Annotated in this window: 21 protein-coding genes; 15 read left to right on the top strand and 6 right to left on the bottom strand. The window is 54.2% G+C overall.

The window, feature by feature from the left end:
- The first annotated feature begins 70 nt into the window (after positions 1-70).
- The 6 genes from sapA (at position 71) to URZ40_RS12955 (ending at position 6,426) form a co-directional block, all read left to right on the top strand.
- Entirely contained in the window at positions 71-1,711 is a 1,641-nt protein-coding gene (sapA, locus tag URZ40_RS12980) for an ABC transporter substrate-binding protein SapA (RefSeq protein ID WP_116339519.1), read from the top strand.
- The gene (gene sapB, locus URZ40_RS12975; protein WP_061098013.1) at positions 1,708-2,673 is read left to right on the top strand and encodes a putrescine export ABC transporter permease SapB; all 966 of its coding nucleotides are present in this window, start codon (positions 1,708-1,710) and stop codon (positions 2,671-2,673) included. The genes sapA and sapB overlap by 4 nt, the downstream gene beginning before the upstream one ends.
- A complete protein-coding gene (gene sapC, locus URZ40_RS12970; RefSeq protein WP_061098012.1) occupies positions 2,660-3,550 on the top strand; it encodes a putrescine export ABC transporter permease SapC in 891 nt (296 codons plus the stop codon). Before sapB ends, sapC begins: the two co-directional genes overlap by 14 nt.
- Positions 3,550-4,542, top strand: a complete 993-nt coding sequence (gene sapD, locus URZ40_RS12965) for a putrescine export ABC transporter ATP-binding protein SapD (protein ID WP_047958816.1) — start codon at positions 3,550-3,552, stop codon at positions 4,540-4,542. The genes sapC and sapD overlap by 1 nt, the downstream gene beginning before the upstream one ends.
- A gap of 1 nt (position 4,543) precedes the next feature.
- Entirely contained in the window at positions 4,544-5,350 is an 807-nt protein-coding gene (sapF, locus tag URZ40_RS12960; RefSeq protein ID WP_028013385.1) for a putrescine export ABC transporter ATP-binding protein SapF, read from the top strand.
- 161 nt (positions 5,351-5,511) lie between these two features.
- Positions 5,512-6,426 (top strand): ATP-grasp fold amidoligase family protein, encoded by a 915-nt coding sequence (locus URZ40_RS12955; RefSeq protein ID WP_316379280.1) that lies wholly within the window; start codon positions 5,512-5,514, stop codon positions 6,424-6,426.
- A 14-nt stretch (positions 6,427-6,440) separates the two neighbouring features.
- On the opposite strand, the gene URZ40_RS12950 is transcribed toward URZ40_RS12955, so the two are convergent.
- Positions 6,441-7,505: an ATP-binding protein gene (locus URZ40_RS12950; protein WP_320720644.1), complete on the bottom strand. Its 1,065-nt coding sequence runs from the start codon at positions 7,503-7,505 to the stop codon at positions 6,441-6,443.
- Complete coding sequence (locus URZ40_RS12945) at positions 7,502-8,206, bottom strand: response regulator (RefSeq protein WP_116339513.1); 705 nt, start codon at positions 8,204-8,206, stop codon at positions 7,502-7,504. Before URZ40_RS12945 ends, URZ40_RS12950 begins: the two co-directional genes overlap by 4 nt.
- Before the next feature lie 271 nt (positions 8,207-8,477).
- Between URZ40_RS12945 and URZ40_RS12940 the strand changes: the two genes are divergently transcribed.
- The 9 genes from URZ40_RS12940 (at position 8,478) to osmB (ending at position 20,288) form a co-directional block, all read left to right on the top strand.
- On the top strand, positions 8,478-8,864 hold the full coding sequence (locus tag URZ40_RS12940) for a transporter (RefSeq protein WP_302218150.1): 387 nt from the start codon (positions 8,478-8,480) through the stop codon (positions 8,862-8,864).
- A gap of 228 nt (positions 8,865-9,092) precedes the next feature.
- A complete protein-coding gene (locus URZ40_RS12935; protein WP_320720643.1) occupies positions 9,093-12,188 on the top strand; it encodes a multidrug efflux RND transporter permease subunit in 3,096 nt (1,031 codons plus the stop codon).
- A gap of 253 nt (positions 12,189-12,441) precedes the next feature.
- Positions 12,442-13,230, top strand: a complete 789-nt coding sequence (fabI, locus tag URZ40_RS12930; RefSeq protein ID WP_003856831.1) for an enoyl-ACP reductase FabI — start codon at positions 12,442-12,444, stop codon at positions 13,228-13,230.
- Positions 13,231-13,386: 156 nt separating this feature from the next.
- Positions 13,387-14,373 (top strand): CMD domain-containing protein, encoded by a 987-nt coding sequence (locus URZ40_RS12925; RefSeq protein WP_320720642.1) that lies wholly within the window; start codon positions 13,387-13,389, stop codon positions 14,371-14,373.
- Positions 14,374-14,461: 88 nt separating this feature from the next.
- On the top strand, positions 14,462-16,396 hold the full coding sequence (locus URZ40_RS12920; RefSeq protein WP_116339505.1) for an exoribonuclease II: 1,935 nt from the start codon (positions 14,462-14,464) through the stop codon (positions 16,394-16,396).
- Positions 16,397-16,718: 322 nt separating this feature from the next.
- Positions 16,719-18,710, top strand: a complete 1,992-nt coding sequence (pdeR, locus tag URZ40_RS12915; RefSeq protein ID WP_320720641.1) for a cyclic di-GMP phosphodiesterase — start codon at positions 16,719-16,721, stop codon at positions 18,708-18,710.
- A 118-nt stretch (positions 18,711-18,828) separates the two neighbouring features.
- A complete protein-coding gene (locus URZ40_RS12910; protein WP_320720640.1) occupies positions 18,829-19,011 on the top strand; it encodes a hypothetical protein in 183 nt (60 codons plus the stop codon).
- A 43-nt stretch (positions 19,012-19,054) separates the two neighbouring features.
- On the top strand, positions 19,055-19,807 hold the full coding sequence (locus tag URZ40_RS12905) for a DNA-binding transcriptional regulator YciT (RefSeq protein WP_316379285.1): 753 nt from the start codon (positions 19,055-19,057) through the stop codon (positions 19,805-19,807).
- Positions 19,808-20,069: 262 nt separating this feature from the next.
- Entirely contained in the window at positions 20,070-20,288 is a 219-nt protein-coding gene (osmB, locus tag URZ40_RS12900) for an osmotically-inducible lipoprotein OsmB (protein ID WP_008501216.1), read from the top strand.
- A 104-nt stretch (positions 20,289-20,392) separates the two neighbouring features.
- Here osmB and yciH read toward each other — a convergent pair whose 3' ends face one another.
- From yciH to URZ40_RS12880, 4 genes are all read right to left on the bottom strand, one after another.
- Complete coding sequence (gene yciH / locus URZ40_RS12895; protein WP_045630534.1) at positions 20,393-20,719, bottom strand: stress response translation initiation inhibitor YciH; 327 nt, start codon at positions 20,717-20,719, stop codon at positions 20,393-20,395.
- The gene (gene pyrF, locus URZ40_RS12890; RefSeq protein WP_233003084.1) at positions 20,719-21,456 is read right to left on the bottom strand and encodes an orotidine-5'-phosphate decarboxylase; all 738 of its coding nucleotides are present in this window, start codon (positions 21,454-21,456) and stop codon (positions 20,719-20,721) included. Before pyrF ends, yciH begins: the two co-directional genes overlap by 1 nt.
- Before the next feature lie 183 nt (positions 21,457-21,639).
- Positions 21,640-22,809, bottom strand: coding sequence for a lipopolysaccharide assembly protein LapB (lapB, locus tag URZ40_RS12885; RefSeq protein WP_151413139.1), 1,170 nt, complete (start codon positions 22,807-22,809; stop codon positions 21,640-21,642).
- A 6-nt stretch (positions 22,810-22,815) separates the two neighbouring features.
- Positions 22,816-23,124, bottom strand: a complete 309-nt coding sequence (locus URZ40_RS12880) for a LapA family protein (protein WP_014884085.1) — start codon at positions 23,122-23,124, stop codon at positions 22,816-22,818.
- Positions 23,125-23,134: the final 10 nt, after the last annotated feature.

The raw sequence follows: 23,134 nt of genomic DNA, 5'->3' as shown, positions 1-23,134 counted from the left end.
GCAGACATTTTTACGAATCAGGCGTAAGTGCGATACACTTTGCAGATCGAACCTAAAAACCTTAAAAATTATGCGTCTGGTTTTATCGTCCTTTTTTGCACTCGGTCTGTTCAGCGGCCTGGCGTTTGCTGCGCCCGGGCAAACTACGCAGCCTGACATCCGTGACAGCGGCTTCGTTTATTGCGTGAGCGGCCAGGTAGATACCTTTAACCCGCAAAAAGCGGGCAGCGGCCTGATTGTGGATACGCTCGCCGCGCAGCTGTATGACCGCCTGCTTGATGTCGACCCGTACACCTACCGCCTGGTGCCTGAACTTGCGGAAAGCTGGGAAGTCCTGGACAACGGTGCAACCTACCGTTTTCGCCTGCGCGACGATGTCGCGTTTCAGCGCACGCCGTGGTTTACCCCCACGCGCAAGCTGAACGCGGATGACGTTGTCTTCACCTTCCAGCGCATCTTTAATCGTAACCACCCGTGGCATAACGTTAACGGGGATAATTTCCCCTATTTCGACAGTCTGCAGTTTGCAGACACCGTTAAAAGCGTGCGCAAGCTGGACAGCCGGACGGTTGAATTTACGCTGGCGCGCCCGGATGCCTCCTTCCTCTGGCACCTGGCGACCCACTATGCATCCGTCATGTCCGCCGAATACGCGGCGAAGCTGACGAAAAAAGATCGCCAGGAGCTGCTCGACCGCCAGCCAGTCGGTACCGGGCCGTTCCAGCTGGCCGAATACCGCGCGGGGCAATATATTCGCCTGCAGCGTCACGAACATTTCTGGCGCGGCACGCCGCTGATGCCGCAGGTGGTGGTCGATCTCGGTTCTGGCGGAACGGGACGGCTCTCGAAACTACTCACCGGGGAGTGTGACGTGCTCGCCTGGCCTGCCGCCAGCCAGCTCACGATTTTACGCGACGATCCGCGTCTGCGTCTGACGTTACGCCCGGGTATGAACATCGCTTATCTGGCCTTTAACACCGATAAGCCGCCGTTGAACAACCCTGCCGTTCGCCACGCGCTGGCGCTGGCGATTAACAATCAACGCCTGATGCAGTCGATCTACTACGGTACGGCAGAAACCGCAGCATCAATTTTACCGCGCGCCTCGTGGGCCTACGACGGTGAGGCTAAAATTACGGAATACAATCCGGCAAAAGCGCGTGAACAGCTGAAGGCGCTGGGCGCAGAAAACCTGACGCTGCAGCTTTGGGTGCCAACCAGTTCCCAGGCGTGGAACCCGAGCCCGCTGAAAACCGCCGAGTTGCTGCAGGCTGATATGGCGCAGGTGGGCGTCAAAGTGATCATTGTACCGGTTGAGGGCCGTTTCCAGGAGGCGCGCCTGATGGACATGAATCACGATCTCACCCTGACAGGCTGGGCCACCGACAGTAACGACCCGGACAGCTTCTTCCGGCCGCTGCTGAGCTGTGCGGCAATAAATTCGCAGACTAACTACGCTCACTGGTGTAACCGGGAGTTTGACGCCGTGCTGCAAAAAGCGCTCTCTTCCCAGCAACTGGCCTCGCGCATTGACGCCTATGATGAAGCGCAGAAGATCCTCGCTCAGGAACTGCCCGTGCTACCGCTGGCCTCTTCCCTGCGTCTTCAGGCCTATCGCTACGATATTAAAGGTCTGGTGCTGAGTCCGTTCGGCAACGCCTCGTTCGCCGGCGTATCGCGCGAAAAAGAACAAGAGGTGAAAAAACCATGATTATTTTTACCTTACGTCGACTCCTGCTGCTGCTGGTGACGCTCTTTCTGCTGACCTTTGTCGGCTTCAGCCTGAGCTATTTTACGCCGCACGCCCCGCTTCAGGGCTCATCGCTGTGGGATGCCTGGCTGTTCTGGTTTAACGGTCTGCTGCACTGGGATTTCGGCGTGTCGAGCATCAACGGGCAGCTTATCTCCGAGCAGCTGAAAGAGGTGTTCCCGGCCACGATGGAGCTGTGCATTCTGGCCTTCGGCTTTGCCCTGATGGTGGGTATCCCCGTGGGCATGCTGGCCGGGATCTACCGCAACAAATGGCAGGATAAGTTTATCAGCGCCCTCGCCCTGCTCGGCTTCTCTATCCCGGTATTCTGGCTGGCGCTGCTGCTGACGCTATTCTTCTCGCTGACGATGGGCTGGCTGCCGGTCTCTGGCCGTTTTGACCTGCTCTATACAGTTAAAACAGTGACGGGTTTTGCCATCATTGACGCGTGGCTTTCCGATTCGGTGTGGCGCCATGAGATGATCGTCAGCGCCCTGCGCCATATGGTATTGCCGGTGCTGACGCTGGCGGTTGCGCCGACGACCGAGGTGATCCGCCTGATGCGCCTGAGCACCATCGAGGTGTTTGAGCAGAACTATGTCAAAGCTGCCGCCACGCGCGGATTATCGCGCCTGACCATACTGCGCCGCAACGTCCTGCACAACGCTTTGCCGCCGGTGATTCCGCGTCTTGGGCTGCAGTTCTCCACCATGCTTACGCTGGCCATGATCACCGAGATGGTCTTTAGCTGGCCAGGGCTGGGACGCTGGCTGATTAACGCCATCCGCCAGCAGGATTACGCCGCTATCTCAGCGGGTGTGATGGTGATTGGTTCGCTGGTCATTATTGTTAACGTGTTGTCCGATATTTTGGGTGCGATGGCTAACCCATTGAAGCATAAGGAATGGTATGCCTTACGATAACGTATACAGTGAAAAGCGCACACCCGGTGCGCTGCGTACCGTGTGGCGTAAGTTCTATGGTGACACCACGGCAATGATTGGTCTTTATGGCTGTGCCGGTCTGGTATTGCTTTGCCTCTTTGGCTCGTGGTTTGCGCCTTATGGCATCGATCAGCAGTTCCTTGGCTATCAGCTGTTGCCGCCTTCCTGGTCTCGCTACGGCGAAGTCTCTTTCTTCCTCGGCACTGACGACCTCGGACGCGACGTGTTAAGCCGTCTGTTAAGCGGGGCCGCCCCGACGGTGGGCGGCGCGTTTGTCGTGACGCTCGCGGCGACGATCTGTGGACTCGCGCTCGGTATTTTCGCGGGCTCCACGCATGGCCTTCGCTCGGCGGTGCTGAACCACATTCTGGACACACTGCTGTCGATTCCTTCTCTGCTGCTGGCAATCATCGTGGTTGCCTTTGCCGGCCCGCATCTGTCACATGCCATGTTCGCCGTCTGGCTGGCTATCCTGCCCCGCATCGTGCGCTCGGTTTACAGCATGGTGCATGACGAGCTGGAAAAAGAGTATGTCGTTGCGGCCCGTCTGGACGGTGCGACGACCTTCAACATTCTGTGGTTTGCCGTTCTGCCAAACATCGCTGCCGGGCTGGTCACCGAAATCACCCGGGCGCTGTCGATGGCGATCCTGGACATCGCTGCGCTCGGCTTCCTCGACCTCGGCGCGCAGCTGCCGTCCCCTGAATGGGGCGCGATGCTCGGTGACGCGCTGGAATTGATCTACGTGGCACCGTGGACGGTTATGCTGCCGGGGGCGGCGATTATGGTAAGCGTGTTGCTGATCAACCTGCTGGGCGACGGTATTCGCCGTGCAATTAACGCGGGGGTGCAATAATGCCGCTTCTTGATATTCGCAACCTCACTATTGAATTCAAAACCGGTGAAGGCTGGGTAAAAGCCGTCGATCGCATCAGCATCACCCTCGCCGAGGGCGAGATTCGCGGGCTGGTGGGGGAATCCGGCTCGGGCAAAAGCCTGATCGCCAAAGCTATCTGCGGCGTGGCGAAAGATAACTGGCGCGTGACCGCCGACCGTATGCGATTTGACGATATCGACCTGCTGCGCCTCTCCCCGCGCGAGCGGCGTAAGCTGGTCGGCCATAACGTCTCGATGATTTTCCAGGAGCCACAGTCCTGCCTCGATCCGTCCGAGCGCGTAGGCAAACAGCTGATGCAGAACATTCCCGGCTGGACCTATAAAGGCCGCTGGTGGCAGCGTTTCGGCTGGCGCAAACGCCGCGCCATTGAGCTGTTGCACCGCGTCGGGATCAAAGATCATAAAGACGCGATGCGCAGCTTCCCGTATGAGCTGACCGACGGCGAGTGCCAGAAAGTGATGATTGCCATCGCGCTGGCTAATCAGCCGCGTTTGCTGATTGCGGATGAGCCGACTAACGCAATGGAGCCAACCACGCAGGCGCAAATTTTCCGCCTGCTGTCGCGCCTGAACCAGAACAACAACACCACCATATTGCTGATCAGCCATGACCTGCAAATGCTCAGCAAGTGGGCGGATAAAATTGACGTGATGTACTGCGGACAAACGGTCGAAACTGCCCCCAGTGAAGACCTGATCACCGCGCCGCACCATCCGTACACGCAGGCGCTTATCCGCGCCATTCCGGATTTTGGCAGCGCCATGCCGCACAAGAGCCGTCTGAATACCCTGCCCGGGGCGATTCCGCTGCTGGAATCATTGCCAATAGGCTGTCGTCTGGGGCCGCGTTGTCCGTATGCTCAGCGTAAATGTATCGAAACACCGCGCCTGACCGGCGCCAAAAATCATCTTTACGCCTGTCATTTCCCGCTGAACATGGAGAGAGAGTGAAATGGTCGAAACCTTGCTGGAAGTCCGCAATCTGAGTAAGACCTTTCGCTACCGCACGGGGCTGTTTCATCGTCAGACTGTCGAAGCGGTGAAGCCGCTGAGTTTTACCCTGCGTGAAAAACAGACGCTGGCGATCATTGGCGAAAACGGCTCCGGCAAATCCACGCTGGCGAAGATGCTTGCCGGCATGGTCGAGCCCACCGCTGGAGAAGTGTTGATTGACGATCATCCTCTGCAGTTTGGCGATTACTCTTTCCGCAGCCAGCGCATCCGCATGATCTTCCAGGATCCGTCAACCTCGCTTAATCCACGCCAGCGCATTTCGCAGATCCTTGATTTCCCTCTGCGTCTGAATACCGAACTGGAGCCAGAGGCGCGCCGCAAGCGTATCTTCGAAACCCTGCGTATGGTTGGGCTGTTACCGGATCATGAAAGCTACTACCCGCATATGCTGGCCCCGGGTCAGAAACAGCGTCTGGGCCTGGCGCGCGCGTTGATTCTGCGCCCGAAAGTGATCGTTGCTGACGAAGCGCTTGCCTCGCTGGATATGTCGATGCGTTCGCAGCTGATTAACCTGATGCTGGAATTGCAGGAAAAACAGGGGATCTCATATATCTACGTCACCCAGCATCTGGGAATGATGAAGCACATCAGCGACCAGGTGATGGTTATGCACCAGGGGGAAGTCGTCGAGCGCGGCAGCACGGCGGATGTGATGGCCTCCCCGCTTCATGAGCTGACGAAAAGGCTGATTGCCGGTCATTTCGGTGAAGCATTGACCGCCGATGCGTGGAGAAAGGACCGTTAAGTGCCGCGGTAAACACAGATTGCTCCGCTTAAATAAGGATTAAATAGTCTGCACGCGCTATTTAATCCTTTAATTTTTTGTCTCCATCCCTGCTCCATAGTTTAAGCACTATCCATCAACAGTTCTTCTCCAGAATATCCGGATATTACGGAGGAGAAGAAATGAACACCGCCACTTATGTTCTGAAATACGCAGAGTATCTCATCAGAAAATGCCGTTCATATTTAATGACGGACCTTAATTTTCATACTGCAAGGCTCGAAAAGACATCAGGGAAAACCCCTGACATTAAATCACCCACTACGTTGAGTGAAAAAATCTGCCATCGACTGGTCTATGACCATAATAATCTCTACACAATGCTTGCCGATAAACTCGCAGTCCGTGAATACGTTGCGTCCAGAACAACGCGAGTAAAAGCGGTGCCACTGATTGGAGTATACCGCAGGTTTTCGCATATTGATTTTTCAACACTGCCCGATCAATTCGTCCTTAAGTGCAATCATGATAGTGGTAGCACAATAATCTGTACAAACAAAGACCAGTTCAATTACCGGCAGGCCCGAAAAAAGCTCAATCTCGCATTAAAGAAGAATTTGTATTACACCACGCGCGAGTGGCAGTACAAAAATATTATACCCGTTATACTGTGTGAGCCTTATGTCGATCTTTTCAATAATGCGGACAGGAACAGCACGCCGGAAATGCTGCGAATTCACTGTTTTCACGGCATCGCCCACTATGTTGAGGCCGATTTTACGGATGACCGCGGCAGAGAGTTTATCAACGTTTACGACAGATACTGGAATTTACAGCCTTTCCGGATGGAATACCCTAATACGCCGGTAGCGCCCGGCGAGCCAGGGTTGTTCCGTGAGGCTTTGCTGGCCGCTCAGGAGCTGGCGAATGGCCTTGACTACTGCCGCGTTGACCTCATGCTAAAAAGCAATGAAATTTACTTCAGTGAAATAACCTTAAGCCCAAAACGAGGCAAACTGCGTATTACCCCGCTGGAGTGGGATACAAAATTAGGCGCTATATGGCAGTTGCCGCTATCGGCGGACAGGCCAGGCTGACCTCCCGCCAGGGCTCAGGCATCGGGCCAGGTCAGCTTGAACAGGGAGTGGTTTTGCTTCGATAAGGTATACGTTACGTCGCCACCATGAGCCAGCATGATGGCTTTTACCACCGATAAGCCTAAACCACATCCTTCAGGATTCAACTCTCTGGCACCATTATCCCGCTGGAAGGGTTGAAATAAGAAATCATGAAATTCTCTGGGGATGCCCGGCCCGCCATCCTGAATAAGAATAAAATTGCCTTTATCAGAGACGCCATTTTTTACGATGAGTTTCCGCGAAGTTGAATAATGTAATGCGTTGTCAAACAGAACGGCCAGACACTGATTGATGCGCAAGGGGTCGAACACGCATCGCTGTTCTCTCAGCTCAGTCTTAAGCGTAAATTGGTTGCGTTTGAACTCGGGCATGAAAGTATCAAGCGCATCCTGGATTGTGCCTTTGAGGTCTGTTCTGGATTTATACAACGTATAACCCGCCCCGCCGTCCGAGCTGATCACCCGGAGATCTTCAATCAAACGGGTCAACCCCTCAGTCTGCCTGAGAAGGTTATTAAAGAGCTGCGGATCCGGCTCAAAGACGCCGTCAACCAGCCCCTGAAGCCGACCGCGTAAAATCGTGACCGGGGTTCGCAGCTCATGGGCAATGGCGGCATTCCAGGATTTCCTCTGAATATCCAGCGTCTGGAGTTTTTCCGCCATTTCATTGAAATCCGTGACCAGATGATTGACCTCTCCGAGCCGGGAGCTGGCACAATAAGCCCGGGCGTCCAGTTGACCCTGAGAAATTTTTCTCAGGCTGGACGCTACCGCGTTTAACGGGGTGAGTATTCGCGAAGAAAGTTTGATCGTTAAAAATATCGCGGTTATCAGACTGATTGTTGTGGCGGTCCCGATCCACACCCAGTCCCACATCGTCATCTGCTCATCATCACCCGCAACGGCGCCGCCGGGGAGGTGATCGAGAATAAAAGAGTAAAAAAACCAGGAGCCCAGTACCGCAATGGCAATTATCGTAAACGTCAGCAGCAGCATATACGTTAAGATCTGCCGACTCAGGACAGAATCTCTGCTCATTTTTTCTCCCCAAGCCGATAGCCCATCCCCCTGATACTTTCAGGAATGCCATAAAGGCCCGCAAGCTCCAGCTTTTTACGCAGCTTGCTCATATGGCTGTCTACCGTCCTGTCGAGCGTATCGCCCTCCGGCAGACACGCGTTGAGTAACTCTTCCCTGGAACAGACCTTACGCGGGTATCTCACCAGATAAGTAAGAAGTTTAAATTCCGTCGTCGTTAATACCGGCGAGACCACCTCTTCGCCCGCGGTGACCTCAACGTAGAAATCGTCCGGATAGACCGTAATAAAAGGCGTCCTGAGAGGCACGGCCCCCGCCTGCTGGAGAGCCGGTTTGGTTCTGCGCAGCACCGCTTCAACCCGCGCGACCACTTCGGATGGGTTGAAAGGTTTGATGACGTAATCATCCGCGCCAAGCCGCAGCCCCATCAGCTTATCCACGTCCTGATCGAGAGCGGACACCATAATAACAGGCACGGTACTTTCCTGGCGGAGCGTCGTGAGTACGCTCCAGCCATCGCACAGGGGCAAATGGATGTCCAGCAAGATAAGATCCGGTTTATGGAGTCGATTGAGCGCTATCGCCTGTTCGCCCTGCCGGGCTCTCAGCGTTTTCATCCCTGAACGCTCTAAGTAACTCATCAGTATATCGGCAATTTCGTCTTCATCTTCAACAACAAGGATTAGAGTATTTTTGTTCATTTTATCTCCGCGGGTGAAATCCCTTTGAGCACGCTATCAGATATCTTTAGCACAATAAGACACAGGCTCCGGGAAAAAGTGCCGTGGCCGCGAAAATTTCCTGGGTTAATTTAAGTGTCCGGCAATTTCTCCATACAGCCTACACATTCAGTCAATAAAGGCTCGACAATGACAGTCCAGAATAGTTATTCGGAGTTAAACCATCTTCCGTTTAACGTAGTAAATACCCCTGTCGCTTAAAGGCTTTCTGAATTTGGTTGAGATAATGAACATGGAACTTTCGAAATACCTCTCTCCTAAAAAAATCGGCATATTCTCCCTGTTCCTGCTGCTAACGTGGGGATTACTTTATACGTGGCTGATACTGATGCATAAAATGGATGAAAAAGTCGCCACAACGCTGCCCTCTTCCCCCATTATCTATGGCTGCATTGCCTTGTCGGTTGTCTCTCTGATAATACAAAACAAAGCAGGTGCGTTCACAGAATTACTTCTCATCGCCTTCTGGCTGATGGTGATTTTTGTTTATCTCATTATTACGTTCACTGTTCTGCTGAACGCTACGCCAGATTTTAACGATCTGGTGTTTTACTACGAGTGTTATTTAATTCTGTTTTTTGGCGGTGCACCGCTTTACCTCATCATGAGAATGATTTAAACAACCGCGCTGTTTCGCTCCACACTCTCTCCATAAACCGCCCATGTCCGCTAAACAGGCGAGCTGTAGAGTTTCCATCACACCATTTGAACAAAAATAACTCACTGAAATAGCCATATACCTGTTACCCATAATGATAAACCTCACTAATAACCGTCGTTCTCCTCAGGGATACCGGCTAGCGCGTGTCAACCGACGACGAAATTCACGTATCTGGAAGTTAAATTAATGCCTCATTTTTTTATTGAACGTCCAATTTTCGCCTGGGTAGTGGCGCTTTTTATCGTCCTGGCAGGTGTTTTGTCTATCCCCCGGCTGCCGGTTGCGCAGTATCCGGCGGTGGCACCGCCTGGGATCATTATTTCTGTCACCTACCCGGGTGCCAGCCCCGATATTATGAATACTTCAGTGGTGTCGTTAATTGAGCGCGAAATATCTGGCGTCGATAATTTGCTCTACTTCGAATCATCCAGTGACACAACCGGTTCTGCGTCTATTACCGTGACGTTTAAGCCCGGCACGGACATCAAGCTGGCGCAGATGGACCTTCAGAACCAGATCAAAATTGTGGAGCCGCGTTTGCCACAGGCGGTCAGGCAAAATGGTATCAACGTCGAGGCGGCCAATTCCGGATTTTTAATGATGGTGGGATTGAAATCTCCAACCGGTAAATTTGAGGAGGCCGATTTAAGCGATTATTTCGCCCGGCATGTCAGCGACGAACTTCGCCGCGTACCTGGAGTAGGGAAAATTCAGCTTTTTGGTGGCGAAAAAGCGCTACGCATCTGGCTGGACCCAATGAAGCTTCATAGCTACGGACTTTCTGTGAGCGATGTGCTTAACGCTGTTGGCCAGCAAAATGCCCTGGTTTCGCCCGGCAAGACGGGAGATGAACCGGCATCTGAAGGGCAAGGCGTAACGTATCCGATCGCCGTCAAGGGGCAGCTCGCTTCCGTAGAGGCTTTCAGGAATATTACACTGAAATCAGAGGCGTCCGGCGCAAGGCTGAAGCTGTCCGACGTCGCACGCATTGAGTCCGGCCTGCAAAGCTACGCTTTCGGCATCCGCGAAAATGGGGTCCCCGCAACGGCTGCGGCAGTCCAGTTATCGCCCGGCGCCAATGCGATGAGCACGGCTGCAGGCGTACGCGCGCGCATCGACGAACTTTCTCAGGTGTTGCCGGAAGGAATGATGTTTACGGTTCCCTTCGATACCGCGCCTTTTGTGAAGCTTTCCATCATGAAGGTGGTGCAGACATTTGTGGAAGCGATGGTCCTGGTCTTCCTCGTGATGCTGCTGTTTCTGCACAAGATACGCTGTACGCTTATCCCGGCGATTGTTGCCCCCGTCGCACTTCTTGGCACCTTCACGGTGATGCTACTGAGTGGATACTCCATCAATATTCTGACCATGTTCGGCATGGTTCTGGCGATAGGGATTATCGTAGATGACGCTATTGTGGTCGTGGAGAACGTTGAGCGTCTGATGGAAGAAAAAAAACGCTCTCCGCGCGACGCGACCCGGGAGGCCATGAATGAAATCACGCCGGCAATTATCGGGATCACGCTGGTACTTACCGCCGTCTTTATTCCCATGGGGTTCGCCGAAGGATCCGTCGGGATTATTTATCGGCAATTTTGTATCTCCATGGCGGTATCGATACTGTTGTCGGCATTTCTTGCCCTCACGTTGACTCCCGCGCTTTGCGCGACGCTACTTAAGCCTCACAGCGCAGAGAAGCACGGTGGTGGCAGGTTCGCGGCAGGGTTTAACGCCCGCTTTCGTACGCTCACGACGTGGTACGAATCCGGGCTGGGCGTGGTGCTGAGACGAACCGGGCGTATGCTGCTGCTGTACGTTGCGCTTTGCGCTGCGCTGTTTTTGGGGCTTTCTTCGCTGCCCTCGTCCTTTCTGCCGGATGAAGATCAGGGCTATTTTATGTCCTCAATTCAGCTGCCTTCCGATGCCACCATGCAGCGCACCCTGAACGTGGTTAAAAAATTTGAAGAGGAAATTGCGGCCCGGCCGGATATTGAAAGCAACATTATGATCCTGGGGTTTGGTTTTTCAGGATCGGGCCCGAATTCGGCCATGGGCTTCACCACGCTGAAAGACTGGAAAGATCGGCAGGGTTCGACTGCACAAAATGAAGCCGACCATATACAGGCCAGCATGGCGAGCGTCTCTGATGCCGTCACGATGAGCCTGCTCCCGCCGGCCATTTCGGATATGGGCACCTCCTCGGGCTTCACCTGGTACGTGCAGGACAGGGCGGGACTGGGCTACGAGGCGTTAAAGAGTGCGGCCGATGCGCTGGTTGTGAAGGCTAATCAGCGTCCTGAACTGAGTGACGTGTATATAGACGGTCTGCCGGAAGGAACAAGTCTGGCCCTTCACATTGACCGGGAAAAAGCAGAAGCACTGGGCGTTTCATTTGATGAAATCAACCAGACGCTCTCGGTCACCATGGGGTCGTACTACGTTAATGACTACACGAACAATGGCCGCGTTCAGCAGGTCATTATTCAGGCCGATGCCCCTTACCGCATGCAGCCTGAGCAGATCCTGAAATTATCGGTAAAAAACCGTATGGGGCAAATGGTGCCAGTATCTACGTTTGCGACGCTTTCCTGGAACGTTGCGCCGCAGCAGTTGACGCGTTATCAGGGATATTCTGCTATCCGCATTACCGGCAGTGCGGCCCCGGGCACATCCAGCGGTACCGCAATGAAGGCCATGGAGACGTTGTCACGAGATTTACCGCAGGGGATGGCCGGCGAGTGGGCCGGGAGTTCATTGCAGGAGAGAAAATCCGAATCTCAACTCCCGGGTCTGATCGTTCTGTCGATACTGGTCGTGTTCATGGTGCTCGCCGCCCTGTATGAGAGCTGGTCAATTCCCTTTGCGGTGATGCTGGTCGTTCCCCTGGGGCTTATCGGTGCGGTGGCTGCCGTTTCCGTTGCAGGCATGACGAATGATGTTTTCTTTAAGGTCGGTCTTATTACCCTGATAGGCCTCTCCGCCAAGAACGCCATTCTGATTGTCGAGTTTGCAAAGCAGCTCCACCGGGAAGGACAATCCCTGCTGGCGGCAACGATACAGGCCGCAAGCCAGCGCCTGCGCCCTATTCTGATGACATCGTTAGCCTTTACGTTAGGGGTGGTGCCACTGATGCTGGCGCGTGGCGCGAGTGACAGCACGCAGCACGCTATCGGCACCGGGGTGTTTGGCGGCATGATTAGCGGTACGCTTCTCGCGATCTTCTTCGTCCCGGTATTCTTTATTGTCGTTGCGCGTTTCGTTGAAGACGCCAGGGACGGATAGCGGATCCTCGCTGGTTGGATGAGGCGAAGCTGCTGCCGGGTGATATACTGGACGAATGCTGAAATTTTGAGCCCCCGCCAGCCCGCGCCTCACCTTTTAGGGCATTCGTCTTCAGAGATCGGCGAGAAATATCGTGACACAAGGGGCCGTGAGTGGGCTATAATTTCGAGCTAATTTCGAATGATTTTGAAATACTGCCTGTAACGCTATGAATTACAAGGCAAAATAAGCAATGAATATAAGGATTAAAGCTATGGGTTTTCTTTCCGGTAAGCGCATTCTGGTGACTGGCGTTGCCAGCAAACTGTCCATCGCATACGGCATCGCACAGGCAATGCATCGCGAAGGCGCTGAGCTGGCGTTCACCTACCAGAACGACAAGCTGAAAGGCCGTGTTGAAGAGTTTGCCGCGCAGCTGGGTTCCAGCATTGTTCTGGAATGTGACGTTGCACAAGACGAAAGCATCGACGGCATGTTTGCTGAACTGGCAAAAGCATGGCCGAAATTCGACGGTTTCGTTCACTCCATTGGCTTCGCTCCTGGCGACCAACTGGACGGCGACTACGTGAACGCGGTTACCCGTGATGGCTTCAAAATCGCTCACGACATCAGCTCCTACAGCTTCGTAGCGATGGCAAAATCCTGCCGCGCGATGCTGAACCCGGGCGCAGCCCTGCTGACCCTGTCCTACCTGGGCGCTGAACGTGCTATCCCTAACTACAACGTTATGGGTCTGGCGAAAGCGTCTCTGGAAGCCAACGTACGCTACATGGCAAACGCAATGGGTCCAGAAGGCGTGCGTGTTAACGCCATCTCTGCGGGTCCTATCCGTACCCTGGCGGCGTCCGGCATCAAAGATTTCCGTAAAATGCTGGCACACTGCGAAGCGGTTACCCCGATTCGTCGTACCGTTACCATTGAAGATGTGGGTAACTCTGCTGCATTCCTGTGCTCTGATCTTTCCGCAGGTATCTCCGGCGAAGTGGTTCACGTTGACGGCGGCTTCAACATCGCTGCAATGAACGAGCTGGAAATTAAATAAGCTGTGGCTCTCTTCCCGCACGGGAAGAGAGCTTTCCCCCTCCGCACTCCCCCCTTCGTTATTCCGTTCTGCTATTTGTTATCACCTAACAATATTTTTCCCTTTATCTGCCTTACGCCAGGATATTGATCGCCATTTTGAGATCAAGGAACGCACATGGAACAACGCCGTTTTTCCGGCAAAGGCCACTGGTATCACGAAACCCAGTCAAACCACGCGCAGCCGGATGTGCTGCCTCTGGTGCCCGAAGCCGCTAACGTCGACGATCGTTTTTTGCTCGATTTAGCCCTGCCAGATGAGATTGTCGCCGCCTGTACCGGCTGGCTTGCTCCAGCCAGATCCTTATGCCACCAGCTGTTCCCACTCTCACTTCCCGTAAACCGCCTGCGAACGCTCAGCGCCTACGATCGGTTAAGTACCGCGTTGACGGTGGCGCAGGCCTGCGGCGTTCAGCGGCTGTGCAACCACTACGCCGCCCTCCTCGCCCCGCTGCCGGGTCCCGACTCCTCCCGCGAAAGTAACCGACGGCTGGCGCAAATCACCCAGTACGCCCGCCAGCTCGCCAGCTCGCCTGACGTCATTGATGATAAGGCGCGAAACGAGCTTGATGAGGTAGGTCTGTCTACCTATGACATAGTGGTGATTAACCAGATAATCGGCTTTATCGGTTTTCAGGCGCGCGTGGTCGCCGTCTTTCACGCGCTGCTTGGCCATCCCGTTCGCTGGTTGCCGGGCCATCATATTCAGCCACACAGCCTGCCGGCGTGCTCCGACGCGTGGATAGTGCTTCTGCCCGTTGTCGAGCTTCGCTATGCCAGTGCGCATCAACTTGAGTCCCTCTCCCGCTGGCAGGCAGAGCCCGCGCTTGAGGCGCTGACGCCGGTACTGTGTCATGAACCGACCTTGCTCGACCTGACGGGTGAGATCCTGATAAACAGCCGGGAAACGATTTCGCATCCTCCTCCGGCGCTTACGGCAGCAGCCGAATTGCTGACACGCTCACCGGACCGCTTCAGTGCCGCACAATTTACCCCGCTAACGGAAGAAGGACTTACTGCCGTTCAGGCGATCAACCTGCTGAGCCAATGCGCGCTGGAGGGCTGGCTCAATCGGCTAAAAGTCGCTTCCGGCAAAGCGGAATAACCACACTCTTTCCCCAAAGAGCGCTTGCTGTAGCAGTGAGAATCGCGTAAAACTGTCAGCCGCTCAATGGCTACGAAAATAGAACATTATGTTTCAGGACAACCCGCTGCTAGCGCAGCTTAAACAGCAACTGCATTCCCAGACGCCGCGTGCAGAAGGGGTCGTGAAAGCCACGGAAAAGGGCTTTGGCTTCCTTGAAGTTGACGCGCAGAAAAGCTACTTCATTCCGCCACCGCAGATGAAGAAAGTGATGCATGGCGATCGCGTCATGGCCGTCATCCATACCGAGAAAGAACGTGAATCCGCCGAGCCGGAAGAACTGATCGAGCCGTTCCTGACCCGCTTTGTGGGCAAAGTGCAGAGAAAGGACGATCGTCTTTCTGTCGTGCCGGATCACCCCCTGCTGAAAGATGCCATTCCGTGCCGCGCCGCCCGCGGCGTTGAGCATGATTTTAAAGAAGGTGACTGGGCCGTAGCAGAAATGCGCCGTCATCCTCTGAAAGGCGACCGCGGTTTCTATGCTGAACTGACCCAGTTCATCACCTTTGGCGATGACCATTTCGTCCCGTGGTGGGTCACGCTGGCGCGCCATAATCTTGAAAAAGAAGCGCCGAACGGCGTGGCAACCGAGATGCAGGATGAAGGTCTGACGCGCCGCGATCTCACCGCGCTGGAGTTTGTCACCATCGACAGCGCCAGCACCGAAGATATGGACGATGCGCTCTACGCTGAAGAGAGCGCCGATGGCAAACTGCATTTGACCGTCGCCATTGCCGATCCCACCGCCTGGATCGTAGAAGGCAGCAAGCTGGACGAAACGGCGAAAATCCGCGCGTTCACGAACTACCTGCCAGGCTTTAACATCCCGATGCTGCCGCGCGAACTGTCTGACGACCTCTGCTCGCTGCGCCCAAATGAGGTGCGTCCGGTTCTTGCCTGCCGCATGACCATTGCCGCCGATGGCGCGATTGAAGACGATATCGAGTTCTTTGCCGCCACCATCGAATCCAAAGCCAAGCTGGCCTACGATAACGTCTCCGACTGGCTGGAAAATACCGGCAGCTGGAAACCAGAATCAGACGCCATAGCCGCGCAGCTCCGTCTGCTGCACCGCATCTGTCTGAACCGCGGCGAGTGGCGTAAAACCCACGCGCTGGTGTTCAAAGACCGACCGGATTATCGCTTTGTTCTGGGCGAGAAAGGTGAAGTGCTGGACATCGTGGCCGAACCGCGACGCATTGCGAACCGCATCGTTGAAGAGGCAATGATTTCCGCCAACATCTGTGCCGCACGCGTGCTGCGCGACAGGCTGGGCTTTGGTATTTACAACGTTCACACCGGATTCGATCCGGCCAATACCGAAGCGCTGGCGGCTCTGCTGAAGAATCACGATGTGCATGTTGATCCGGAAGAAGTGCTGACGCTGCCAGGCTTCTGCAAGCTTCGCCGCGAGCTGGACGCTCAGCCATCCGGTTTCCTGGATAGCCGTATTCGCCGCTTCCAGTCCTTCGCGGAAATCAGCACCGAGCCAGGCCCGCACTTCGGCCTCGGTCTTGAGGCCTACGCCACCTGGACATCCCCAATCCGCAAGTATGGCGATATGGTTAACCACCGCCTGCTGAAAGCGATTATCAAGGGCGAAACCATTGCCCGTCCTCAGGACGACACGACCCTACAGATGGCTGAGCGTCGCCGTCTGAACCGCATGGCGGAACGTGACGTAGGAGACTGGCTTTATGCGCGCTTCCTGCAGGATAAAGCCGGTACCGATACCCGTTTCGCGGCGGAGATCGTTGATATCAGCCGCGGCGGAATGCGCGTACGCCTGGTGGATAACGGTGCGGTAGCCTTTATCCCTGCTCCGTTCCTGCACGCCGTTCGTGACGAACTGATCTGCAGTCAGGAAAGCGGCACCGTGCAAATTAAAGGCGAGACGGTTTACAAAGTCACTGACGTGATTGACGTGACTATCGCTGAAGTTCGCATGGAAACCCGCAGTATTATTGCGCGCCCTGTCGCCTGATAACCTCTGCTAAATTGTCGGTCATTTCCGTTCGGAAAGGCCGACAATTTTTTCTCCCGTCTTTCCCCCCGCAAAAGCATCATTTTTCTTACTTTTTTCAGTCCCGGCTCGCCCAAAATGGCCATAATTATCTACAGTAAAAGAGTGCTGTCCTACTCGGTCACGTGAATTTTATACGCTCAGCTTTCTTTTCTGCCTGACGCGTTATGTTGTAAGAAAACAGGGAAAAAATGTGTTTACTGCGGCTTTGCCGCAATTTTCAACGGAAAAGTCGACGGCAAATGAATAATTTGTGCGCTAATACGTCGCGGCGGGAGAAATCATGATCGACGAACTTGTGCAGAATTTGCTGTTTCGTTACACGGGTACTCACAGCCCGTGGTGGCGATTGTCGGCTGATAGCAACGTTCTGCACCTTGCTGCCAGCGAAAATGCAGACGTCACTCAGGTGGTCACGCTGACCGACGATCAGGCCGCACTGATCCGCCAGCTAACGGTGATTACCTCCAGCATTTCTATGAACCTTTCTCTTTATGGCGAAGAAGTTCCCGTCCATCTTGTCGGACGAAAAATAACCCGCAACGAGTGGGCCGGCACGGCCTCCGCCTGGAACGATACACCCTCCGTGGCACGCGATCTGGCTCAGGGGCTCTCCTTTGCAGAACAGGTTGTTTCTGAAGCGAATTCCGTCATTGTTATTCTCGATCAAAACGGCAATATCCAGCGTTTTAACCGCCTGAGTGAAGAGTACACCGGTCTGAAAGAACACGAAGTCATTGGCCAGAACGTGTTTGAACTGTTCATGAGCCGCAGCGAAGCGGCAGCCTCAAAGCGCAACATTGCGGGTATCTTTCGCAACAGCAGCTCCTACGAAGTCGAACGCTGGATCAAAACGCGTAAAGGGCAACGCTTGTTTCTGTTCAGAAATAAATTCGTTCACAGCGGCAGCGGTAAAAATGAAATTTTTCTTATCTGTTCAGGGACCGACATTACCGAAGAACGGCGGGCGCAGGAGCGCCTGCGCGTGTTGGCCAATACTGATACCATCACCGGCCTGCCAAACCGCAACGCGATCCACGAGCTGATTTCAGGCGCCATAGCCAACCGCGGCGATACGCAGGTTGGCGTGGTGTACCTCGACCTGGATAACTTCAAAAAGGTCAACGATGCCTACGGACATATGTTCGGCGATCAGCTGCTGCAGGCGGTTGCTCTTGCCCTTCTGAGTTGCCTGGATGAGGGGCAAGTTTTAGCGCGGCTCGGTGGCGATGAGTTTATCTTTATGGCCACCCATACCTCTCAGGGCTCTCTGGAAGCGATGGCGTCGCGCATTTTGACCCGCCTGCGTCAGCCGTTCAGAATCGGTCTGATTGAGGTTTACACCGGTTGCTCCCTGGGAATCGCCCTCGCGCCGCAACACGGGAACGATCGGGAAAGCGTGATTCGCAATGCCGACACCGCTATGTACACCGCCAAGGAAAACGGCCGTGGCAAGTTCTGCGTCTTCTCCCCCGAGATGAACCAGCGCGTGTTTGAGTATCTGTGGCTGGACACCAACCTGCGTAAAGCACTGGATAACGATCAGCTCCTGATCCACTACCAGCCAAAAATCACCTGGCGCGGCGAGGTCAGAAGCCTTGAAGCGCTGGTCCGCTGGCAGTCGCCCGAGCGCGGGCTGATCCCTCCTCTGGAATTTATCTCTTATGCCGAGGAGTCCGGTTTGATTGTCCCGCTGGGTCGCTGGGTGATGCTTGATGTGGTACGGCAGGTGGCAAAATGGCGAGACAAGGGAATTAACCTGCGCGTGGCGGTGAACGTCTCAGCACGTCAGCTCGCCGACCAGACAATTTTCAGTGAGTTAAAGCAGGCGCTTAAGGATCTGCATTTTGAGTACTGCCCTATCGATGTCGAGTTGACCGAAAGCTGTCTTATCGAAAACGAAGAGCTGGCGCTCTCTGTGATCCAGCAATTCAGCCGGCTCGGGGCACAAATTCATCTGGACGATTTCGGTACCGGCTACTCTTCTCTCTCCCAACTGGCGCGTTTTCCTATTGACGCTATTAAGCTCGATCAGGCTTTTGTCAGAGATATTCATAAGCAGTCTGTCTCCCAGTCTCTGGTGCGCGCCATTGTCGCAGTGGCGCAGGCGCTAAACCTGCAGGTGATTGCCGAAGGGGTGGAGAACGCAAAAGAGGACGCCTTTCTGACCAAGAACGGCGTCAACGAACGGCAGGGCTTTCTTTTCGCTAAGCCGATGCCCGCTGCCGCATTCGAGCGCTGGCTAAAACGATATCAAGCGCGACAACAGCGTTAAGGCCATAAAGAGGTTCACTTTCGTTTATGTAATTTCGTTATGGCGTTTTTTCCCTTCTCTTTTGACCCTATTTTCTGCATCATTGAAATTATTAACTTTTCGTTCCTGGGGAGAGATTATGTCAACTATTGATCCACAAGCTGTAGCACAACGTATTGATACCGTGCTGGATATCCTGGTGGCGGGTGATTATCACTCTGCGATCCGTAATCTCGAGATCCTGAAGTCTGAACTCCTCGCTCAGGATGGCGCTGACAATGCCCCCGGAAACCGACAGCCTAAAGCGCCGTGGGAAGTCTAATCCCACTGTCCCAGACCTCGTTTCGCTTTATTAATTGGATGCTATGAATTCCCGACAACAACTCATTTTGCAGATGGTCATCGATCAGGGGCGCGTAAGCGTAGTCGAACTCGCGAAAACCACCGGCGTTTCCGAAGTCACCATCCGTCAGGATCTTAATCTGCTGGAAAAACAGAGCTACCTGCGCCGTGCGCATGGCTATGCCGTGCCGCTGGACAGCGACGATGTTGAGACGCGCATGATGAATAACTACGCGCTTAAACGAGAACTGGCAGAATTTGCCGCATCGCTGGTAAACCCAGGCGAGACGGTGTTTATTGAAAACGGCAGCAGCAACGCCCTGCTGGCACGTACGCTCGCCGAACAAAAAGACGTTACCATCATCACCGTCAGCAGCTATATCGCCCATTTGCTCAAAGAGACGCGCTGCGAGGTGATTTTACTGGGCGGCATTTACCAGAAAAAGAGTGAAAGCATGGTAGGCCCGCTGACCCGGCAGTATGTCCAGCAGGTTCATTTCAGTAAGGCGTTTATCGGGATTGACGGCTGGCAGCCGGAGACAGGCTTCACCGGCCGGGATATGATGCGATCTGACGTGGTTAATGCCGTCCTGGAAAAAGAATGTGAAGCCATTGTGTTGACCGACAGTTCCAAATTTGGTGTCGTTCATCCTTACACCATGGGTCCAGCCGCGCGCTTCAGCCGCGTAATTACCGACGAAAGGTTAAGCGATGAACATCGTATTAAACTGGAAGAAGACGGTCTCATTGTCGATATTATTAAAACCTCCGCCTGACTCCTTTTTGCGCCCGTATGCCGGGCGCATATGTCCCCTTCGTCTGAGAGGATTCCTAACCTTCCTTTAAGAGTTTTTACCTGTTTAACCTGCCGTAAAGTCGTAAAATTAATGTTAGCGATATAACAGGAAGTGACTATCACTTGCGTGATTACGTAACGCCTGCGCGACCAGCTTTCACGGGAAAAAGAATTAAGTATTCATTTTGACTATACTTAACGTGTACATCTTTCCGTGAATCGATAATTCAGGAGAAAGTATTATGACCTTAACCAGCAAAAAATTAGCCGCCGCTGTTCTGGCAATCACTGTAGCAATGTCCCTGAGCGCGTGCTCTAACTGGTCTAAACGTGACCGTAACACCGCTATTGGCGCCGGCGCTGGTGCGCTCGGTGGTGCAGTATTAACGGATGGTAGTACGCTGGGTACATTAGGCGGCGCTGCTGTCGGTGGTATTATCGGTCACCAGGTCGGCAAATAATTATTCTATAAGCCTTCCCGTTATGGCGATTTAGCATCGCATTTCAGGTCTGACTAACGCACGTATATAACACGAGCCACGGCATTTGCCGTGGCTTATTTATTTTAACCACCTGCCAGTTTAACTTTCATGCCTTTGGCTTCAAGCAGCGATTTAATTAAATCGCGTTTATCGCCCTGGATTTCGATAATGCCGTCCTTAACGGCACCGCCGCAGCCACATTTCTTTTTCAGTTCGGCTGCCAGCTTGTTCAGTTCCGCATCATCCAGATCAATCCCGGAGATCAGGCAGACCCCCTTTCCTTTTCGTCCGCTGGTCTGACGCTGGATACGGACAATACCGTCACCTTTCGGACGCTCCGCTTTCGTTTTCGGTTCGTCTATGCGCCCGCTCTCCGTTGAGTAGACCAGACGACTGTTGGAATCGGTCATTACGCCCCCTTTTTCAGTGATGCGTTGATAGCCTTAAGCGTCTCTGCCGGGTGGGCAGACTGCGTCACCGGACGCCCGATAACCATGTAATCAACGCCTGCGGCCAACGCCTGCTCAGGCGTCATAATACGGCGCTGATCGCCCACGTCGCTGCCTGCCGGACGAATGCCCGGCGTAACCAGCTTAAACGCGTTGCCTAGCTCTGACTTGAAGCGCACCGCTTCCTGAGCAGAGCAGACGACGCCATCAAGGCCGCAGTTCTGCGTCAGACGCGCCAGGCGTTCAGCGTGCTCGGCTGGTGACAACGTCACGCCAAGGTCGCGCAAATCGCTTTCGTCCATGCTGGTCAGCACGGTGACCGCAATCAGTAATGGCGCATCGTTGCCGAACGGCAGGAGCGCTTCGCGAGCGGCTGTCATCATTCTCGCCCCGCCCGACGCGTGCACGTTGACCATCCACACACCCAGTTCCGCAGCGGCGGCAACGGCGTGCGCCGTGGTGTTCGGGATATCATGGAATTTAAGATCGAGGAAGACATCGAAACCGCGCTGCTGCAGATCGCGGACGATTTGCGGTCCAAACAGCGTGAACATCTCTTTACCAACTTTCAGACGACAATCGCGGGGATCGATACCGTCGACAAAGGCCAGTGCAGCATCGCGCTTATTGTAATCAAGCGCGACAACAACAGGAGAATCCGTAATAACGCGGGAAGTGGAAGAAGTAACAGACGTCATGACCAGCCCTTTTCGTCTATGGGCGCGCAGCGGCGCGGAACAGATAAACGGCCAGCATTCTACCTGCCGCCGCCCTAAATTGACAGAATCCATTTACGTGCCTGCCAGACCGGCAAACCGCACGGTGCTGAGAGAGAGGTAAAACTTTAGTATGTTGTAACTAAAATGAGGGGTTTTAAAAAATTACTGCCCGTCAAGGCCACGAATAGGCTTGATGGTAGACCAGGCACGGCAGGAAGGACAGTGCCAGTAGAGCGTATACGCGGTAAAACCACACTTCTGACAACGGTAACGCGGTTTGCTGCGCACCTGCTCGCCAACCATGTCGCGCAGCACCATCAGGCTCTCTTTGGCGCGCCCTTCTTCCGCATCGTTAAGATGGTAATCCATCAGCTTATGGAATACGCGCATCGTGGGATGACGCTGCAGCTGACGGGTAATATAAACCTGTGCGGTGTCGCTCCCCTCATATTGCTCAACCACGTCTGAGAGCATCAGCTCAGCGGTCGCGCCGGTATTCTCTTCCACGCAACGGCGCAGGAATGCCACCCACTCTTCCTGCTTGTCCAACTGCTGATAGCAGGTTTGCAGCATTTCAAGCGTTTCGCTGACCAGCTCTTTGTCCTGGTCAATAACCCGCAGCAGGCTTTCAACGGCTTTAGCGTAGTCGCCGCTGGCCATAAAAACACGCCCCATCATGATAGAGATACGCGCGCTATTGCGGTCCGCGGCGGCGCCTTTCTTCAGTAACGCCATGGCTTTATCCATGTCGTCGTTGCCCATCTGCTGTAGGGCAAGCTCGCAGTAGAAATGCGCAATTTCAACGCGCTGCTTGTCTTTACCCAGCTTCACCAGACGCTCGGCCGTATCAATGGCTTTCTGCCAGTCGCTGGTGGCCTGGTAAATCTGTAGCAACTGCTGCAGCGCGCCAATGCGGAAATCCGTTTCATCTACCAGCTGAGTGAACATATCTTCAGCGCGATCGTACAGCCCCGCGGCCATATAGTCTCGGCCCAGCTGTTGTACCGCCAGGAGACGCTGTTCGTAAGTCAGGGACGCGCTTTCCATCAGGGTCTGGTGGATACGGATGGCGCGGTCAACCTCGCCGCGAGAGCGGAACAGGTTACCGAGAGTGAGATGGGCTTCTACGGTCCCCGTATCCTCTTTCAGCATATCGAGGAACAGGTCTACCGCTTTGTCCTGCTGATTGCTCAGGAGGAAGTTCACCCCCGCAACGTAGTCGCGGGAGAGTCGGTTAGCCTCATCCTGTTTTGTTTGTTGCGCACTTCTGCGGCCCATATACCAGCCATAGGCTGCGGCTACAGGCAAAAGCAGAAACAACAACTCCAGCATAGTCGATTATTCCTTCACGACCGGCACACCTGAGCTTTCCGGAATGTCGGACGCAGGCGCAATATTATGCTCAAGTCGTTTAATTTTACGTTCAGCGCGCGCAAGAGAAACACGAACCTTCAACCAAAACAGGCCGCAAACCAGCCAGCCTATGGCAAAGCCTGCAGCAAACAGGACCGCCAGCAGACTTGATACGCGATACTCGCCCTGCGCAAGCAGATAGTTAAACGTCACCTGCTGATCGTTTTGTGCACCCAATGTGACTGAAATGACAAAAATCGCCAATACCAGTAAGAAAATGAGTAAATATTTCACATTACTTCCC

Source organism: Enterobacter sp. 296B2 (genome assembly GCF_034106185.1).
Lineage (GTDB): Bacteria > Pseudomonadota > Gammaproteobacteria > Enterobacterales > Enterobacteriaceae > Enterobacter > Enterobacter cloacae_N.
Note: the sequence above shows the minus strand (reverse complement) of the source record. Positions and strands in the feature narration are given on the sequence as shown.

Bases quoted from the DNA above. Each gene is read 5' to 3' on its own strand.
- fabI (WP_003856831.1), top strand. From the start codon at position 12,442: ATGGGTTTTCTTTCCGGTAAGCGCATTCTGGTGACTGGCGTTGCCAGC.
- sapB (WP_061098013.1), top strand. From the start codon at position 1,708: ATGATTATTTTTACCTTACGTCGACTCCTGCTGCTGCTGGTGACGCTC.
- URZ40_RS12925 (WP_320720642.1), top strand. From the start codon at position 13,387: ATGGAACAACGCCGTTTTTCCGGCAAAGGCCACTGGTATCACGAAACC.
- lapB (WP_151413139.1), bottom strand. From the start codon at position 22,809: ATGCTGGAGTTGTTGTTTCTGCTTTTGCCTGTAGCCGCAGCCTATGGC.
- URZ40_RS12905 (WP_316379285.1), top strand. From the start codon at position 19,055: ATGAATTCCCGACAACAACTCATTTTGCAGATGGTCATCGATCAGGGG.
- URZ40_RS12910 (WP_320720640.1), top strand. From the start codon at position 18,829: ATGTCAACTATTGATCCACAAGCTGTAGCACAACGTATTGATACCGTG.
- sapA (WP_116339519.1), top strand. From the start codon at position 71: ATGCGTCTGGTTTTATCGTCCTTTTTTGCACTCGGTCTGTTCAGCGGC.
- pdeR (WP_320720641.1), top strand. From the start codon at position 16,719: ATGATCGACGAACTTGTGCAGAATTTGCTGTTTCGTTACACGGGTACT.
- URZ40_RS12955 (WP_316379280.1), top strand. From the start codon at position 5,512: ATGAACACCGCCACTTATGTTCTGAAATACGCAGAGTATCTCATCAGA.
- URZ40_RS12950 (WP_320720644.1), bottom strand. From the start codon at position 7,505: ATGAGCAGAGATTCTGTCCTGAGTCGGCAGATCTTAACGTATATGCTG.
- URZ40_RS12935 (WP_320720643.1), top strand. From the start codon at position 9,093: ATGCCTCATTTTTTTATTGAACGTCCAATTTTCGCCTGGGTAGTGGCG.
- yciH (WP_045630534.1), bottom strand. From the start codon at position 20,719: ATGACCGATTCCAACAGTCGTCTGGTCTACTCAACGGAGAGCGGGCGC.
- URZ40_RS12940 (WP_302218150.1), top strand. From the start codon at position 8,478: ATGGAACTTTCGAAATACCTCTCTCCTAAAAAAATCGGCATATTCTCC.
- sapC (WP_061098012.1), top strand. From the start codon at position 2,660: ATGCCTTACGATAACGTATACAGTGAAAAGCGCACACCCGGTGCGCTG.
- pyrF (WP_233003084.1), bottom strand. From the start codon at position 21,456: ATGACGTCTGTTACTTCTTCCACTTCCCGCGTTATTACGGATTCTCCT.
- sapF (WP_028013385.1), top strand. From the start codon at position 4,544: ATGGTCGAAACCTTGCTGGAAGTCCGCAATCTGAGTAAGACCTTTCGC.
- osmB (WP_008501216.1), top strand. From the start codon at position 20,070: ATGACCTTAACCAGCAAAAAATTAGCCGCCGCTGTTCTGGCAATCACT.
- URZ40_RS12945 (WP_116339513.1), bottom strand. From the start codon at position 8,206: ATGAACAAAAATACTCTAATCCTTGTTGTTGAAGATGAAGACGAAATT.
- sapD (WP_047958816.1), top strand. From the start codon at position 3,550: ATGCCGCTTCTTGATATTCGCAACCTCACTATTGAATTCAAAACCGGT.
- URZ40_RS12920 (WP_116339505.1), top strand. From the start codon at position 14,462: ATGTTTCAGGACAACCCGCTGCTAGCGCAGCTTAAACAGCAACTGCAT.